The 16,595-nt window shown below is 64.5% G+C and carries 17 protein-coding genes and 1 pseudogene; 12 read left to right on the plus strand and 6 right to left on the minus strand.

Features of this window, described 5'->3' with window-relative positions:
* Positions 1 to 4 precede the first annotated feature (4 nt).
* Positions 5 to 592: a nucleotidyltransferase family protein gene (locus Q0L30_RS02485; RefSeq protein ID WP_296650723.1), complete on the minus strand. Its 588-nt coding sequence runs from the start codon at positions 590 to 592 to the stop codon at positions 5 to 7.
* Positions 593 to 889: 297 nt separating this feature from the next.
* A complete protein-coding gene (locus Q0L30_RS02490) occupies positions 890 to 2,182 on the minus strand; it encodes an aspartate carbamoyltransferase (protein ID WP_296650726.1) in 1,293 nt (430 codons plus the stop codon).
* Between the two features lie 355 nt (positions 2,183 to 2,537).
* Between Q0L30_RS02490 and Q0L30_RS02495 the strand changes: the two genes are divergently transcribed.
* Genes Q0L30_RS02495 through Q0L30_RS02505 form a run of 3 tightly spaced genes read left to right on the plus strand, consistent with a single transcriptional unit; the run spans position 2,538 to position 4,416 of the window.
* Positions 2,538 to 3,503, plus strand: coding sequence for a M23 family metallopeptidase (locus tag Q0L30_RS02495; RefSeq protein WP_296650728.1), 966 nt, complete (start codon positions 2,538 to 2,540; stop codon positions 3,501 to 3,503).
* Between the two features lie 35 nt (positions 3,504 to 3,538).
* The gene (locus Q0L30_RS02500; RefSeq protein ID WP_296650730.1) at positions 3,539 to 3,904 is read left to right on the plus strand and encodes a hypothetical protein; all 366 of its coding nucleotides are present in this window, start codon (positions 3,539 to 3,541) and stop codon (positions 3,902 to 3,904) included.
* A gap of 56 nt (positions 3,905 to 3,960) precedes the next feature.
* Positions 3,961 to 4,416: a polymer-forming cytoskeletal protein gene (locus Q0L30_RS02505; RefSeq protein ID WP_296650732.1), complete on the plus strand. Its 456-nt coding sequence runs from the start codon at positions 3,961 to 3,963 to the stop codon at positions 4,414 to 4,416.
* Between the two features lie 286 nt (positions 4,417 to 4,702).
* Here the strand turns inward: Q0L30_RS02505 and Q0L30_RS02510 are convergent.
* Together Q0L30_RS02510 and Q0L30_RS02515 are read right to left on the minus strand one after the other, a co-directional pair.
* Positions 4,703 to 4,933 (minus strand): annotated as a pseudogene (locus Q0L30_RS02510) (DUF2866 domain-containing protein); the annotation flags it as partial.
* Between the two features lie 283 nt (positions 4,934 to 5,216).
* On the minus strand, positions 5,217 to 5,414 hold the full coding sequence (locus Q0L30_RS02515) for a DUF3562 domain-containing protein (protein WP_296650735.1): 198 nt from the start codon (positions 5,412 to 5,414) through the stop codon (positions 5,217 to 5,219).
* An 87-nt stretch (positions 5,415 to 5,501) separates the two neighbouring features.
* Here Q0L30_RS02515 and Q0L30_RS02520 point away from each other — a divergent pair, with 87 nt between their 5' ends.
* Positions 5,502 to 5,789 carry a hypothetical protein gene (locus tag Q0L30_RS02520; RefSeq protein ID WP_296650737.1) on the plus strand — a complete coding sequence of 96 codons (288 nt, stop codon included), beginning with the start codon at positions 5,502 to 5,504 and terminating at the stop codon, positions 5,787 to 5,789.
* Here the strand turns inward: Q0L30_RS02520 and Q0L30_RS02525 are convergent.
* Together Q0L30_RS02525 and Q0L30_RS02530 are read right to left on the minus strand one after the other, a co-directional pair.
* Positions 5,762 to 6,823 (minus strand): alkene reductase, encoded by a 1,062-nt coding sequence (locus tag Q0L30_RS02525; protein ID WP_293038499.1) that lies wholly within the window; start codon positions 6,821 to 6,823, stop codon positions 5,762 to 5,764. The genes Q0L30_RS02520 and Q0L30_RS02525 overlap by 28 nt on opposite strands.
* 73 nt (positions 6,824 to 6,896) lie before the next feature.
* Positions 6,897 to 7,223 (minus strand): helix-turn-helix transcriptional regulator, encoded by a 327-nt coding sequence (locus Q0L30_RS02530; protein ID WP_296650743.1) that lies wholly within the window; start codon positions 7,221 to 7,223, stop codon positions 6,897 to 6,899.
* 325 nt (positions 7,224 to 7,548) lie between these two features.
* Between Q0L30_RS02530 and Q0L30_RS02535 the strand changes: the two genes are divergently transcribed.
* From Q0L30_RS02535 to Q0L30_RS02570, 8 genes are all read left to right on the plus strand, one after another.
* Positions 7,549 to 9,723, plus strand: coding sequence for a TonB-dependent receptor (locus Q0L30_RS02535; RefSeq protein ID WP_296650746.1), 2,175 nt, complete (start codon positions 7,549 to 7,551; stop codon positions 9,721 to 9,723).
* A 22-nt stretch (positions 9,724 to 9,745) separates the two neighbouring features.
* Complete coding sequence (locus Q0L30_RS02540; protein WP_296650748.1) at positions 9,746 to 10,435, plus strand: MotA/TolQ/ExbB proton channel family protein; 690 nt, start codon at positions 9,746 to 9,748, stop codon at positions 10,433 to 10,435.
* A 2-nt stretch (positions 10,436 to 10,437) separates the two neighbouring features.
* Complete coding sequence (locus tag Q0L30_RS02545) at positions 10,438 to 10,836, plus strand: biopolymer transporter ExbD (protein ID WP_296650750.1); 399 nt, start codon at positions 10,438 to 10,440, stop codon at positions 10,834 to 10,836.
* Position 10,837: 1 nt separating this feature from the next.
* Positions 10,838 to 11,548 (plus strand): energy transducer TonB, encoded by a 711-nt coding sequence (locus tag Q0L30_RS02550; RefSeq protein ID WP_296650752.1) that lies wholly within the window; start codon positions 10,838 to 10,840, stop codon positions 11,546 to 11,548.
* Complete coding sequence (locus Q0L30_RS02555; protein ID WP_296650753.1) at positions 11,545 to 13,098, plus strand: alkaline phosphatase family protein; 1,554 nt, start codon at positions 11,545 to 11,547, stop codon at positions 13,096 to 13,098. Before Q0L30_RS02550 ends, Q0L30_RS02555 begins: the two co-directional genes overlap by 4 nt.
* Before the next feature lie 41 nt (positions 13,099 to 13,139).
* Entirely contained in the window at positions 13,140 to 13,856 is a 717-nt protein-coding gene (locus Q0L30_RS02560) for a response regulator transcription factor (protein ID WP_296650755.1), read from the plus strand.
* On the plus strand, positions 13,843 to 15,204 hold the full coding sequence (locus Q0L30_RS02565; RefSeq protein WP_296650757.1) for a HAMP domain-containing sensor histidine kinase: 1,362 nt from the start codon (positions 13,843 to 13,845) through the stop codon (positions 15,202 to 15,204). Before Q0L30_RS02560 ends, Q0L30_RS02565 begins: the two co-directional genes overlap by 14 nt.
* A 217-nt stretch (positions 15,205 to 15,421) precedes the next feature.
* A complete protein-coding gene (locus Q0L30_RS02570) occupies positions 15,422 to 16,450 on the plus strand; it encodes a helix-turn-helix domain-containing protein (RefSeq protein WP_296650759.1) in 1,029 nt (342 codons plus the stop codon).
* Positions 16,451 to 16,595 lie beyond the last annotated feature (145 nt).

Consider the following 16,595-nt stretch of genomic DNA (forward strand, 5'->3'; position numbering starts at 1 on the left):
GTGATTACATGCCGCTCAGGTCGGCCGGCGTGTCGATATCGCGCAGGATGCCAGGGTCGTCGACGTCGATGCGCGTGAGCGCGTGCGCAGCCAGCAGCGCGCGTGCGCCGGTATCGCCATCCAGCGCGAGCAGCGCGTCGCGATGCTCGAAGCCGAAACCCACCGGGTGCCCACGCTGCCCCTTGTAGAACGGCGCGGCGAGCGACGCGCCTTCGTCGATGGCGCGCGCCACGGCTGCGATGCTCGCTACGGCGATGCGCGGCATGTCGGCAAGCGCGACGATCCAGCTTTCGGCCTCTCGCGCGGCGCCAACGCCCGCTGCCAGGCTCGCGCCCATCCCGCTCGCCGCATTCGCGGCAAACACCACATCGCAGCCCGCATCGTTGAGCACGTGCGCGAGCGCTTCCGCGCCGGGCCGCACGACGGCGATCACCTTCGGGACGACGCGCAGCAGCCGGTGCGCGGCAACGTGTGCGACGCACCGGCCTTCGGGAAGCGGGGCGAGGAGTTTGTTGCGCAGACCTTCGGGATCGAAGCGCGATCCGGTGCCGGCGGCGAGCAGCACGCCGGTGGCAAGCGATGCATAGCCCATGGAGCGTACCGCGCGTGAGAGGAGGAAGCGTCGATTTTGCGGCGCAACCGCGCGCGTGGCAAGCCCTGCGAGCGGCCTGCGCGGCGGGTCAGGCCGTCGTGCGCAGCGACGGCACCGCCTGGCCGACCGCGACCGGCGGACTGCGGCCGGCAGATTGCGGCGGATGCCGTTCAGGCTCATACCGCCGCAAAACATCAGGACAACAGATTTATTCGTTCGGCCAAAGCAGACCGAAAAAACAAAACCGGGAAGCATCGTGCTTCCCGGTTTTGTTGTGAAGTCATCCAGTTTCGGATTTCAGTCGATGCCGTGGAATACGGCGTCGTCCGGACCGAGATAGACGGGCGGGTGCCATGCGGCGTCGCGCATCGAGTGCTGGACGAGCGTATCTACACCCAGCAGCACCGCAAAGATCGCCATGCGCACGGGAATGCCGTTGTCGGTCTGGCGGAAGATCGCGAGGCGCGAGTCGTGGTTCAGGTCCGTCGACAGATCGTTCGCGCCCGGGCGGCTGTCGCGCGGCAGCGGGTGCATGATCAGCGTGTCCGGGCCGCAGACGCTATCCACGAGCGCCTGGTTGATCTGGAAGTCGGGCGTGTAGCCTTCGAACGACTCGTCGGTGAAGCGCTCCTTCTGGATGCGCGTCGCGTACACGACATCCGCGCCGCGCAGGCCGGACGTGAGGTCGTTGGTCTGCTCGATGACGTGGCCGTTGCGCGAAATCTTGTCGAGGATGTACGCGGGCATTTCGAGCATCGGCGGCGAGACGAGCGTGAATTTGATGCCGCGATAGAGCGCGAGCAGCTTCACGAGCGAGTGCACCGTGCGGCCGTACTTGAGGTCGCCGACGAGCGCGATGTGTGCGCCGTCAACGATCTTGCCGAGGCGCGAGAATTCACGCTGGATCGTGTAGAGGTCGAGGAGCGCCTGGCTCGGATGCTCGCCGGGACCGTCGCCGCCGTTGATCACGGGGATATTCACGGCGCGCGCGAATTCGGCCACGGAGCCTTGCTCCGGGTGGCGGATCACCATCGCGTCGACATAGCCCGCCATGACGCGGCTCGTGTCGTAGATCGATTCGCCCTTCGCCATCGACGAGAACGTGAAGCCGGTCGTATCGCACACCGAACCGCCGAGGCGGCAGAATGCGGCGCCGAAGCTCACGCGCGTACGCGTGCTGGCTTCGAAAAAGAGGTTGCCGAGCACCGCGCCTTCCAGCACGCGCGAGATTTTCCGGCGGCGCGCGATGGGCTGCATGATGTCCGCCACGCGAAAGAGCGCTTCGACGGAATCGCGCGAGAACTGGTCGACGGACAGCAGTTGCGGCTTGCCTTCGACATGGAACTGGCTGGCGAGCGACTGGGTGTCTACGCTTTGCGTATAGCCTTCGCGCGGCTCGGGACTGCCGACGATCTCGGAGACAAAGCGCTCGACGATCTCGGGCATCGCGCGCGATTCCTGCGACTCTTCCGGCAGGAGCCATGTGTCGAGCGCCCGGCGCGACACGCCGATGCGGCTCGCGAAAGCGTCGCGCGTCATGTTCAGACGCCGCATGGCGTCGCGGAGGAAGGCTTGTTGCGGAACGCTCATGCAGGCACCTGTGAGTAGGGGGTTAATGTACGCGGTGCGTATATTAGTCTGGCGACAGTAGAAGTCAAGCGGTTTTCGCCCGGCGTGGCGAAATCGATCTAGATGGCGGAATGCCGCACGACGAGGAGGTCGTCACGGTTATTGGGATGGACGTTTGGAAACGGCACCGATAATGCGCATTTCATGCTCCCTACGGCCAGTCGTTTCCCGCCGCCACCAAGTTGATCTCAGACCTTCATTCCCCGCCTGGCTTCCCGCTTTGCTCCACGCCTGGCTTCCAGTCTCGCTCACCATTGCGCCTGGCTCGCCCGTTTTGCCTGCTGACGTGCGCGGCACTACGCCGCCGGAGCCGGCCATGAAAACGCGCTGGGCGGATTCCGCTGCCGATCTGGCGAGCAGCGGTACGCGACTCATCCCGCATCGGACTGCTCGCCGCGCAGTCGTCGCGTGGTCGCTTGCGGCGGGAGGCATCGCGCTGGCGGGCGGTATTGCGATCGGGCATTACTTCGGCGGCGCGGAGGCGGTGGCGGCAGACGACATCGGCAGCACCGCGCCGCTTGAACACCACCAGCGCCACGTCGTACGGGAACTGGGGCAGATGCATGCATCGCTTGCGTTGCTCGATCCGCGCATCGAACGGCTCGCGGCCCAGATTGCAGAACTGCGCCAGTTCGACCAGCGGCTGCGCGCGCAGCCTGCGCGCCGCAAAGCGCCGGTGATGGTGTCCGCGCGCCGGGCCCGCGGCGGCGAGGGTGACGAGGGCGGTCCGGCGCTCCCGCCGCGGCCCTGCATCAAGGCGCCTGCGACGCAGCCGGGTGAGCGCGGGACGCAGAGCGAGATCGACTGCATGATTCAGACGCTTTCGGCGCTCGAACATACGGTTGCGCAGTACGAGGCGGCGCGCAGCGCGTTCCCGAGCCGCGCGCCGGTCGAAAGCGGGCGCCTCAGCTCGAGCTTCGGCAACCGGATCGACCCATTCACCCGGCGATTCAGCTTTCATTCCGGCGTCGACCTGGTAGCGCCCCCCGGCACGCGGATCCTTGCCGCGGCCGGTGGCCGCGTCGTCCACGCGGGGCGCAAGCCGGGCTACGGCAACACGGTCGAGATCGATCACGGCAACGGATTCGTGACGCGCTATGGGCACGCGTCGAAGATCGCGGTCCGGGCCGGGCAACTCGTGATGCCGCTCGATCACATCGCGAATGTGGGCTCGACTGGGCGATCGACCGGGCCGCATCTTCACTACGAGGTGCTCGTGGGCGGCGAGCCGGTCAACCCGGCCGACTATTTCGCGCGGCTCGACGCGGACTGGCGTGGCTGATCAACGTAAATGAGCACCGTGAATGAGCGACGTAAATGAGCACCGTGAATAAGCGCCGTGGCTTCCCGCGCGACCGTGCGCGCACGACGCGCGCCTACACGTTGCAGCCCGTGCGCTCGCGGCTCGCGTGCTGGAGCGTGGCGCTGGTGTGGACCGTTGCTGCGGCGGCGGCGGGTGCGGGTGCGGCAGTGTGGGCGCTCGGGCAGGACGCACCCGAGCATAGTCCGGGCGCGTCGCCCGACGCGCTGCACGCCGAACTGGCCGATATGCAACTCAAGCTGGAACAGGCGCGCGCAGTCAGTGCCGCGCTGCAAAAGTCGGCGGATTCGGCGCAGGCCGATATCGCGAAGCTGCAGGCCGACCTGATGTTCCTGCGCAGCCACAGTCGCGCCGCGCGCTGACATGGGTTGCGCGACGACTACTCATCCAGACGATTGACATCAACGAGGTGTTACCCATGTTCGGCAAGAAAAGGCTTCAGGCGGGCATCGAGCAGACCCAACTCGCGACGCTGATCGCGCAGGACGTGCGCATCACGGGCGATGTCGAATTTGCCGACGGGCTGCGGCTCGACGGGCAGGTTCACGGCGACGTCGTCGGCAAGCAGGGCGTGAAGACGCTGCTCGTGCTGAGCGACTGCGGCACCATCGAGGGCAACGTGCACGGTTACGACATTGTGGTGAACGGACGAATCGTCGGGGACGTGATTGCCGATCACTTCATCGAGCTAAAAGCGAATGCGCGCGTGACCGGCAATATCCAGTATCTGCAATTGCAGATGGAAAGCGGCGCGACGGTGGAAGGCACACTGACGAAACGTGAAGCGAACGCGGCGCAGGAACGGCTGATCGACGCCCGGGCCGCCGATGCCGGGCCGCAACTGCCGGCCCCGGAGACATCGACTAACGCTTGATGTACGCGGCTGCGCATTGCTGCTGCTCGGCGCACGCACGGAGCAGCAGCGTTCATCGTCGAGAGAAATAGCGGCGGCTTGCCTTGGAGGGGGCGAGACAGGGCGCACTACAAGGTGCGAGCAGGGTGCACGACAAGGTGCAAAACAGGGTGCGAGACTCGCGTGCGGATGCGGGATTGCGGCTTTAGCGCGCCGCGCGTGCACCCGCCGTAGCGCGCGTGGTGCGATTGCGGCTGCGAGCGCGCCCGCGCTCGGCCTCGATGGGCTCGCCGTTGAGCATGATGCGTCGGCCGGGCACGTGCGCGGCGACGAGGCGGGCGATGTCGAGTGCGGTGGTTTCGGCCGGGACGACCTGGCGGCGTGCCCCGTCGTCCAGCGGCGTCGTCCATTCGACCAGCACGCACGGGCGGCCCCACGGCTGCTGGAGCGGAGCCGAGACGCGGCAGGTTGCGACATTCGAGGGCGCACCGTCGTCCAACAGGGTTTGCAGGTGCATCAGCACGTCGTCTTCAACCATGTCGTGGCTCCTTGGTTCTTTTCGTCGCCTGGCGTAGGGCGCCGGCAGACTGCCTCGTGGCGCGGTACCCAAAAAAACGCCGCCGATGCTCCGGCGGCCGAACAGGGGTAAGTCCACGTATGGTTGCAGCAAAGAATTAAACGAACCTTAAGAGCACGGGATTTAAGTAAAGATTGATTTCGGCTGCACGATAACAGTGAAGATAACGGCGCGGCATGCGCCCGCCCGCGCGGGCGTTTCGGCCCGCGTGAAGACATCTGCGGCAGCGAAAGAAAGCCGGGCTTTAGTGCCGGCTGGATTTACTGTCGCGTAGCGTCGCTCTCACTTTGCGTTCGGCGAAGAGCGGCAGGTAGTCCTCGATGCGCGCATCGGCGCGATAACTGTCGAGGGTGTCCGCGTACATGCGCGCGACAGTTTCCTCGGGTGTGTTGGTCTCGGCTGCAATGGTGTGCACGATCTGCGCAACGTCGGCATGACGCATGAGAGGTCTCCAGTCAGCGAGCCAGGAAACGGATTGATACGGACCAACGAACTTCGAATTAGAGAGCAGACTCGCGATAGATGCCAATTGAATCAACCTATCGGAGACCGTACCAAGGGCACGCTCGACGCTTGCTTTGAGGTGTGCGCAGTTGATTCGGCAAAACGCTTTGGTAAGACATTCGGCTGCGGCATTGCAATATTCGAATTACGAATCAAGCTGAAGAAAACCACGGAAACAGAAACGGGAAAAGCAAAAAGGGCGGCCGCTGCGATGCACGATGTCATCGCAGCGGCCGCCCTCGGTTTACACGGGGCGCGCGCGCACCCGGTAGTGCGCCCTTTAAATCAGGCGACCTTGTCGAGCGCCGGATAGTCGGTGTAGCCGGTCTCGCCGCGCGCGTAGTAGGTGGACGGGTTCGGTTCGTTGAGCGACGCGTTCAGCGCGAAGCGGCGCGGCAGATCCGGGTTCGCAATGAAGAGCTGGCCCCATGCCACTGCGTCGGCTTCGCCGTTCGCGAGCACCGCTTGCGCCGATTCGAGCGTGAGCTTCTCGTTTGCGATGAACGGGCCGCCGAATTCGGCCTTCAGTTGCGGGCCGAGGCGGTTATCGCCAACCGATTCGCGCGCGAAGATGAATGCAATCTTGCGCTTGCCGAGTTCGCGCGCGACATAGCCGAAAGTCGCGGCCGGGTTCGAGTCGCCCATCGTGTGCGCGTCGCCGCGCGGCGCGAGGTGCACGCCCACGCGATTGGCGCCCCAGACGTCGATGCACGCATCGGTGACTTCGAGCAGCAGACGCGCGCGGTTTTCGATCGGACCGCCGTACGCGTCGGTGCGATGGTTCGTGCTGTCCTGCAGGAACTGGTCGATCAGATAGCCGTTGGCGGCGTGCACTTCGACGCCGTCGAAGCCCGCAGCCTTCGCGTAAACCGCGCCCTGATGGTACGCGGCGACGATGCCCGGAATTTCATCGGTTGCGAGCGCGCGGGGCGTGACGTATTCGCGCTGCGGACGCAGGTGGCTCACATGGCCCTTCGCGGCGATGGCGCTCGGCGCAACCGGCAGTTCGCCGTCGAGGAAGACGGGGTCGGAAATGCGGCCCACGTGCCAGAGCTGCATGAAGATAAGGCCGCCGGCGGCGTGCACGGCTTCGGTCACGAGCTTCCAGCCTTCAACCTGCTCCTGCGACCAGATGCCAGGCGTTTCGGCATAGCCGACGCCGCGGGGCGTCACCGAGGTCGCCTCGCTGATGATGAGGCCTGCGGAGGCGCGCTCGGCGTAGTACTTCGCCATCAGCGCGTTGGGTACGCGTGCCTCGCCCGCGCGCTGACGCGTGAGCGGCGCCATGACGATGCGGTTGGGCAGCGTGAGATCGCCGATCTGGATGGGGTCGAACAGTGTTGTCATGGGGTGGTCACCTTTTGCGGGCCGTGTCCGCTGCGTTGAAGCTGTAAAAGCGATGAACGGACGACGCGAACCATTACAACTGCGCGTTCATATGGGCGAGGAACGCCTCGATGACCGGCTCGTTGCGTTTGAAGAAAACCCACTGACCGACGCGCTTCGTCGTCACGAGGCCGGCTTTCTGCAGCGCGGCCAGATGAGCGGAAACGGTCGATTGCGACAGGCCGCAGCGCGCGTCGATCCTGCCTGCGCACACGCCGTGTTCGAGCATCAGTTCCTGATCGGCGAAGTACGTTTCGGGTTCTCGCAGCCATGCAAGGATTTCGCGCCGCACGGGGTTGGCGAGCGCTTTGTGGATGGCGTCGATATCGACTTCGGCGAGAGCAGTAGCGGGTTTCTTCATACGGTTTTGCATCGTAACTGTGCGAAGTATATATCGTAATTGTGCGATATGGACATGGCACTGGCGGCTATGGGGGCAATAGGCGCGGGGGAACAGGGGGTGTTTCTTCGAACTGAAACACATCCTCGTCACAATCCCTTCCTTTTGTGCGCACGCAACGAGCGCCGTGGCTCGAAGCCCGCCTTTCACCTGCCCGGCCACACGTCACATACCCGTTCCTGCACTTTAAATTCGTAAGATGCCCATCACGTCCGATTAACTCCGTATGCGTACGATTGCGCCGTTTCTCCAGCATTAAATCAATCGAAATAAAGGATACGTACGGATGGCACAAGTTCAGACGCGGCTCCGCAGAAAGCCGCTTGTACAACTCATTCTGGCTTCGCTTTGCACGACGAGCGCGCCTCTTGCATTCGCACAATCGACCGGCGATCTCGGTTCCGTTCAGAGTACGGCCACGTCCGCTTCGACCGTGAGCGACACCGGCGTATCGTCCAATCCCCAGTCCGCACCGGCACAGGCACCTACGCAAGGTTCGCTCAGTGCATCCGAGCCGAAGTCGATCATCAACCGGAATTACATCCAGAACAGCACGGCGCCGACGGCAAACTACAGTGACATCCTGCAGATCGCGCCGAGCGTTTCGGGTGTCACGCCGAACGGTCCCGGCCTCATGGAAACGCAGAGCCTGTCGATCCGCGGGTTCCAGGACGGCCAGTACAACGTGACGTTCGACGGTATTCCGTTCGGCGATTCGAACGACTTCACGCATCACTCGACGTCGTTCTTCACCTCGCGCAATCTCGGCAGCATCGCCGTCGATCGCGGTCCCGGCGACGCTTCGCAAATCGGCTTTGCGACGTTCGGCGGCACCGTGGCGCTCACGTCGATCGAACCGTCGCTCACGCCTGCGTTCACCGTGCTCGGTTCGTATGGCAGCTGGAACACCTGGCTCACAGGCGCGCAATTCAATACCGGCGACCTGCAGCAATGGGGCGACGCGCGCGCCGTGGTCGGCTACGACCATTCGAGCAGCGACGGCTATCTGAACGACGTCAGCCAGCGGCGCGACAACTTCTACTTCAAGCTCGACAAGCCGATCGGCGACAACACCGTACTCACGCTGTACGCCAACTACAACCGTATTTTCCAGAATACGTCGCTCGGCGCGACAGCGGCCCAGATCCGCCAGTTCGGCCCGAACTTCGCGCTGAACAACGATCCGGCGAGCCAGGCTTTCTCGGGCTACAACTTCGACCGCATCAACACCGACTTCGAATACATCGGGTTGCAAACCGTGCTGGGCGGCTGGAAGCTCGACAACAAGCTGTACACGTACGGTTACTACCACGACGGCTTCAACGGCATGGACCCCAACGGCGAGACGCCCAACGGGACCGTGTTCGGCGCGAACAACGTGCCCGCCACGCAGATGGCCAACAACTATCGCGCGGTGGGCGACATATTCGACGCGCAGCGGGAACTCGGTCCGGGCAGGTTGCAGCTCGGCGCCTGGGTGGGATACCAGACGAATTTCCGCGACAACATGAACGTCGATGCAACGTTGAATTTCGCGCTCCAGCAGCTGAACTTCACGATGCACGACACGCTGCTCACGGCCCAGCCGTATATTCAGTACGCGTGGAAGCTGCCGTATGGATTAACGCTGACACCGGGCATCAAGTTCGTGTCGTTCACCCGCAATCTGAATACGCCGGAGAATCAGAAATCGGGCTTGCCGCTGAATTTCAGCCATACGTGGACAAAGGCGTTGCCGTCGGTGACGCTGCATAAGCAGATCAATGGAAACTGGAGCGCCTACGCGCAATACGCGCAGGGCTTCCTTGCGCCGAACCTGAACGTTTTCTACGTCCCGAATCCGGCACAGTCCGGCCAGCCCGCGCCCGAGCAGACGGACAACTACCAGATCGGCACGACCTACAAGACGAACCGCCTGACGCTGGCCCTCGATCTCTACTACATCAACTTCCACAACGCCGTGACGAGCACGACGATCGGCGGCAATGTGTTCTTCGCGAACGCGGGTGGTGCCGTCTACAAGGGTATCGAAACCGAGGCGACGTTCTATGCGGGCTACGGCTTCAGCCTGTACGGCAACCTGACGTTCAACTCGGCCAGGCAGAAGAGCACCGGCGACTGGATGCCGAACGCGCCGCAACAGACCGCCGCGCTCGGCGTGATCTACGACCGCGGACCGCTGCATGGCTCGCTGATCGGCAAGTACGTCGGCCATCAGTTCGGCGATACCGGCGACTCGCAGCCGATCGGCGGTTACATGGTCACGAACCTCGCCGCCGCGTACACGATCAAGTCGCCGACGACCTGGATGCGCAATACGCGCATCGGACTCGAAATCGACAACCTCTTCAACCGCAACAGCATCAACGGCCTCGCGGGCTATACGGCGCAGGACAACACGCCGCTCTACTGGACCATTCCTGGCCGTGCGGTTATCGCGACCCTGTCCACCGACTTCTAACTTTCGACTGGAGCTTTCTTTAATGACTACCGACACTCTGTTGCAACTCGCGAGCGATTCGGGCGGCGTGTTGTACGTCATCGCGGCCATGCTGTTCGTCGCGCTGACGCTGATCGTCGAGCGCACCTGGTTTTTGCAGCGTGTCGCTGCGAGCTGTCATGCGGTTCTCCACCACGTCGACAGGCTCGGTCATGTCGATCCGGCAGGGCTTTCGGAACTGGCGGGCCGCTACCGCGATCTGCCGGTAGCCCGGATCCTGTCGGTAGCAGCACGGATCGGCGGTGAGCGAGGCCGCGACACGCTTTCGGCCTCGCTCGACGAGACGATCATGCGCGAAGCGCCGCGCGTCGACCGTTTCTTGTGGGTGCTCGACACCATCGTGACGCTCGCGCCGCTGCTCGGTCTGTTCGGCACGATCGTCGGCATGTTCCACGCGTTCCAGGTGTTGTCCAATCCCGGCAATGCGCCCACGCAGGTGACGGGCGGCGTCGCCGAAGCGCTCGTTGCGACCGCATCGGGTCTCTTCGTCGCGATGCTCGGCCTCGTGTTCTTCAACGGCCTGCACAACCGCGTCCGGATCGTGGTGCACCAGCTCGAAACGCTGAAGGTGTCGCTCGTCAACCGCATGGTCGGCGTCGTCCCCGAAGCGCGTGCCGAGACGCGCGAGCATCTGCGTGAAGTCGCGGCGAAGCTTGCCGCGCAGGGGGCGTGACGATGAAGTATTTCGAAGCGCGCAAGGCTCGCATCGAGATCATCCCGATGATCGACATCATGTTTTTTCTGCTGGTGTTCTTCATCATGATCACGCTGCACATGATTCCGAACGCGGGCCTCGCGACCCGATTGCCATCGAGCTCGACCGCGCAGACGCTGCCGCCGACGAAAGTCACGGTGACGCTCGCGGACGACGGCACGCTGTCGGTCGACGGCCGCACGCTCGCGCCCGCACAGCTCACGGCCCTGCTCGCTGGGCAGGGCGATCCGGCGCATACCGCGGTGACGATCGCCGGTGCGGGTGCGGCGCGCCTGCAGTACCTCGTCAGCACGATGGATGCGTGTCGTGCCGCCGGTGTCACTCAGGTCGCCCTCGCTGCCCAGCCCGCGGCGAAGTGACATGACTACCATGCCCATCGCACGCGTCGCGCCCGGGAAGCATCGTCTGCCCGCATCGGCGGCTGTCGCGCTGGTCGTCGAAATGGCGATACTCGCGCTCGCCTGGTCGATCCTCAGGCACAAGAGTGCCGAGCCGCCGCGCGAACGTCCGCCGACCATGCTGTCTCTGACGAGCACGCCCGCACCGAAGCCCGCACCGCCGGTGCCCAGGCCGCAACCGCCCCGTCCGGTGGTGCAGCCGCCGCGGCCTCATGCGGTTCGGCCGGTGCATCACGTCGAGCATGCCGTGCCGCCGCGCGCCGTCCCTGTCCCGCAGCCCGCACCGTCGCCGGCACCCGCGCCGGTGGCCGCAGCCGTGCCGCCCGAAGCGGCGCAGCCGCGCGCGCCCGTCGCGCCGCCGGCGCCACCGGCACCTTCGCGGGCCAGTCCGACCTTCGAAAGCGCGCTACGCGACGCGATCCAGGCCGCACTGCATTACCCGGAATCGGCCCGCATGGCAGGCATGGCAGGGCGCACGCGTGTCGAGTTCCAGTATCGCGATGGCGCCGTGTCCGGCGCCAGGGTCGTCGTGTCCAGCGGTGTTGCGATGCTCGATCGCGCAGCACTCGCCGCCGTGCACGACGCTAACTATCCGAAGCCGGAAGCCGGCTTCGCAGGCAAAACACTCACCGAACAACTATGGGTCAACTTCAGTCTTTCCGAACAAGAATGAGCCGTTTTCTACCGATCCTCGCCACGCTTGGCGCCCTCGTAGCGGGCCACGCCGAAGCGGCTGCATCGCTGCCTGCCGGGGCGAACGTTCACCACGTGCTGCTGGTGAGCGTCGACGGACTGCATGCGAGCGACCTTGCACACTTCGTCTCCGCGCATCCGGACAGCGCGCTGGCACAGCTCGCGGCGCATGGCGTCAACTACACGAACGCGAGCGCCGTCGTACCGGCCGACTCGTTCCCAGGGCTGCTTGCACTCGTGACCGGCGGCACGCCCGCGGCCACCGGCGTGTACTACGACGATTCGTATGACCGCGCGCTTTCGCCTCCGGGCAGCGACTGCAGCCACACGGGCACACGCGTGCGCTACGACGAATCGCTGGACAAGGACGACGGCCACGGCCACGAGATGATCGATCCGGCCAGGCTTCCGCGTGATCCGCGGCACGCTTGCGCGCCCGTCTACCCGCACGCGTTCCTGCGCGTGAACACCGTGTTCGAGGCCGTGCGCGACGCAGGCGGTTACACCGCGTGGATCGACAAGCATCCGACCTACGAACTGGTCGCAGGTCCATCCGGGCACGGCGTCGACGATCTGTTCCTGCCGGAGATCGGTGCGAACTACGAGGGGCTCATCGACACAAAGGTCAGTGAGATCACCGGTTCGCTCGCGCGCACCGAGGCTTACGACGACATGAAGGCGCGCGCGATCGTCAACGAAATCGATGGTCTGAGCCACGACGGCAAAGCATCGGCAACCGTGCCGAACGTGTTCGGCCTGAACCTGCAGTCGGTCAATGTCGCGCAGAAGATCTACGGCTATCGCGACGACAACGGTGCGCTCACACCCGGTCTCGAAGGTGCGATCGCGCATGTCGACACGCAACTGCGCACATTCGTGAATGAGCTTGAACGGCGGCACCTGAGCGACGACACGCTCGTGATCGTGACGGCAAAGCACGGCAACGGGCCGATCGACCGTGCGCGACTCGACAAGGTAGACGAGGCGAGGCTCGCCCGTGTGATCGATACGGCGGCGCCCGGCGCGCTCGCGCAGTTGACGACCGATCACGGCGCGCTTGTATGGCTGCGCGATCCGTCCGCCGCACGGCCCATCGCCGCCGCGCTGCGCAAGCACGCCCGCGAGCTTGGCATCGCGGACATCATCAGCGGCGAGCGACTGGCGCTGCGGTTTCCGGCGCCCACCGCCGACAGCCGCACGCCGGACATCGTGATCGTGTCGCGCAACGGCGTCATATTTACGCCGCAGCACGACGGTAAGCTCGCCGAGCACGGGGGATTCCACGAGGACGACACCCACGTCGCGCTGCTCGTGTCGAACGCACGGCTCGCCGACGCGGGGCGCAGCGTCACGTGGCCCGTCTCGACGACCCAGGTCGCGCCGTCGATTCTTGCCGCGCTCGGCCTGCCGCCGGATGCGCTGCAGGCAGTCAGGCTCGAAGGCACGCCGGTGCTGCCCGATACGGCGTGGACCGCGCAGGACCAGTCGCCCGGGACGACAGCAGCGCTCACGCCGCGCAACGGCCAATAATCCGCCAATGATCCGCCTGATAATCCGCCAATAATCCGACGATGAGCAGTCCATCCACAGGCCGCCCGAAAGTGCTGGTCGTCGAAGACGACCCCGGTGCCGGGCTGGAAGTCACCGCCGCCCTCGAGGACTACGGGTTCGAGGTCGAATGTGTTCCGACCGGGCATCGCGGACTGCTGCGCGCGACCAACGGCGAATTCGATGCCGTCGTGCTGGACCGGATGCTGCCCGATATCGACGGCCTGTCGATTCTCGCGACGCTGCGCAATATCGGCAAAGAGATGCCCGTGCTGATCCTCAGTGCGCTCGACGCGGTGGACGAGCGTATCCGCGGATTGCGGGCGGGCGGCGACGATTATCTCGTCAAGCCGTTCGACGGGCTCGAGCTCACGGCGCGGCTGAACGCGCTCCTGCGGCGCCGGTACGCGACGGCGAACGGCACGTCGGCTGTGTCGGTGCTCCGGGTCGACGATCTGACGCTCGACACGCATACGCGCGTCGTGCGGCGCGCAGGACAGGTCGTCGAACTGAAGCCGCGTGAATACGGCCTCCTCGAATACCTGATGCGTCACGCGGGCGAGGTGGTGACGCGCGCGATGCTGCTCGAGTCGGTCTGGAATTATCACTTCAACACGCAGACGAACGTGATCGACATGCATATCAGCAATCTGCGCCGCAAGCTCAGCTTTGCCGGGCAGATGTCGGCGATGGTCGTCACGGTGCGCAACGCGGGCTATATCATCCATGCAACTGGGTAAGGGGCGCGTGCGCACGTGGTTCGGCAGCGTCGGCTGGGTGCTGGCGGTGTTCGTCGGTTCGGCGGCCGTGCTGTTCGGGCTCCTCTATTGGCTGACGGCCAGCTATCTGCTGCACGAAGTCGACGAGCGCCTGCGCGGCGAGTTCGCCGAGTTTCATGCGATCGACCGCGATCAGGCGATCACCACCATCGATGCGCTCAGCCACCGCGACATCGCCAGCCGGCGCCCCTATGGCGTGTTCGAGGCGGACGGCACGCGGCTCGCGGGCAATGTGCCCGCGCTGCCGCCGGAAGAGGACCGCAAGCCGTTCAACTACACGGAGACGATCCGCGACGGCAACCGCATGGAGACCGCGTATTACCGCGGCATCATCATCCGGACGACGAGCGGGTTGCGTATCGTCGTCGGGCATTCGATCGACGAAGTGCTCCGCTTCGATCACACGCTGCTCAAGACGCTGTGCGCCGGAGTGGCGCTGGCAAGCCTGCTGGCACTTGTGTGCGGCGCCGTGCTCAACCACCTCGCTAACCGCAGGATTGCCGCGATCGGAGAGACCGCGCGTGAAATCATGGCCGGGAAGCTCAACCGGCGGCTGCCGCAGCGCGGCACCAACGACGATCTCGACCGTCTTGCGGCGATCGTCAACACGATGCTCGACGAGATCGAACGGCTCGTCGAGGAAGTCCGCGGCGTATGCGCGGGCGTGGCGCATGATCTGCGCACGCCGATGACCTCACTGCGCGCAGGTCTGGAACGCGCCCGCCGGCGCGCGGAAACGCCCGAAGCCTATGTGCGCGCCATCGACGAGGCGATGGCGCAGGCGGACAACGTGCTCCAGCGCTTCACTGCGTTGCTACGCATTGCGGAAATCGAATCGGGCAGTCGTCGTGCCAGCTTCCGGAAAATTTCTCTCGATGCCGTGATGCGCGATGTCGTCGAACTCTATGAGCCTCTTGCGGAGCATCGCCAGCTTTCGCTGACACTGGATGCTCACGCGTCAGTCGAGGTGAACGGGGACTTCGATCTACTGTTCGGTGCGATCGAAAACCTCGTCGATAATGCGCTGAAATTTACGCCGGAAGGTGGTGCGGTTACGTTGGGCGTACGGATCGACGCCGGGCAGCCGTTACTCGTGGTCGCGGACACCGGACCCGGCATCGCACCGGCCGAACGCGGCGCGGTGCTGCGAACGTTCTACCGCGGACGGACGGACGAATGTTCCGTCCCAGGCCACGGCCTCGGTCTCAGTCTCGTCGCTGCCATTGCGCGGCTCCACGATGCCGCCATCGAGATCCGGGACAACAAGCCTGGCTGCAGAATGCAGTTGCGGTTTCCGGGTGTCGCCTAGCAAGCGTGTTGCCACGCTGAGCCAGATACGAAGGTGCAGGTTCTTCTGCATCCGGAGCCGTCACGTATAGCGTGCGGTGGACGCTCACAACCGGTCCATGAACAGTCTGGAAACACAACCGCTCGAACAATAACCACGCCTCGAATTCACGCAATGCAGAAATTTTGTTAGTTTCCTGTTTGCACGTAGGGATGCATGTCAATAACAAGGCTCACACATGAACCAGACACCCAACGCCCTGCCTCATTCCGAATTCGATACCAGCGGTTTGCCGCGTTCCCAGCAGTTTTCTGCGTGGCGCGAGGCGATCAATGTGATTTTCGACACGCAAACCGCCGAGTCGAGCGATGCCGGTTTCGGCACCAGGGTAAGCGGCTATTTGTTTGGCGAGGTGGTGCTGGGGTCGATCCGCACAGGTGCGCAGCGCTACGATCGCTCGAACGCGAAGATCGGGCGCGATGGTCACGACCAATACGTCCTGCAGTTCTATCTGGGCGGCGCGTGCCGCGCGCGTGACGGGGGCTCGGAGGCCTGCACGCAGCCGGGTGACATGTTCATCGTGGATGCCGCCCAGCCGCTTGCCACCGAAGTCACGCGAGGCGAATTCATCAATCTGGCGGTGCCTCGGCGTCTGCTCGCACCGTTGCTCAACGCGCCCGACCAGCAGAGCATGCGGGTGATACGCGGCGCCTCTCCCACAGTGGCGCTGCTGCGCGAGCATCTGGGCGGGCTTTACCGGCATGCCCCCGAGATGACACCGGCGAACGCCCGGGCGGTCCTGCCGGCAACGTTGCAGCTCGCAGCGTCCGTGCTCAATTCGAGCATCAGTCCGGAAAACATGCCTGCCGTTCAGCAGTGTGCATTCGTGTCGATTTGCCGTTACGTGGAGAAACGCCTGACCGATCCGCACTTGAGTGCCGAGCAGGTCGCCAACGCGTTCGGCATGTCGCGCGCCACGCTATACCGGCTCTTCGAGCAGGAAGGCGGCTTCGCGACATACTTGCGCGAACGGCGTTTGCGGCGTTGCCGCGAGATACTGGTCGATCCGTCGAATCGCGGCCTGTCGATTGCGGATATTGCGGCCGCGCACGGGTTTTCCGACGCCGCAAACTTCACGCGCGCATTCCGTCGCGCAATCGGCCTTTCGCCACGTGCGGTACGCATGCTGGCGCTGCGCGGCGAATCGGCGCAAACGGAAAGCGGCGTTTCGGCTGACTGGCGTTACTGGATGGCGCTGATGCGTTGAGCATCGTTCGCGCGCACGCGTGTGAAGTGCGCGCGAGACAGCACGAGACAACACGAGACAGCACAACAAGTATTTGAGACGTACGGACAGATTTCACCTCCGCCACCGCCCCATTCATTGCCGCGTGCGCCATCGCCTGCAAAGA

Origin of the sequence: Paraburkholderia sp., from assembly GCF_024281035.1 — a bacterium.
In the GTDB taxonomy this organism is placed as follows: Bacteria; Pseudomonadota; Gammaproteobacteria; order Burkholderiales; family Burkholderiaceae; genus Paraburkholderia.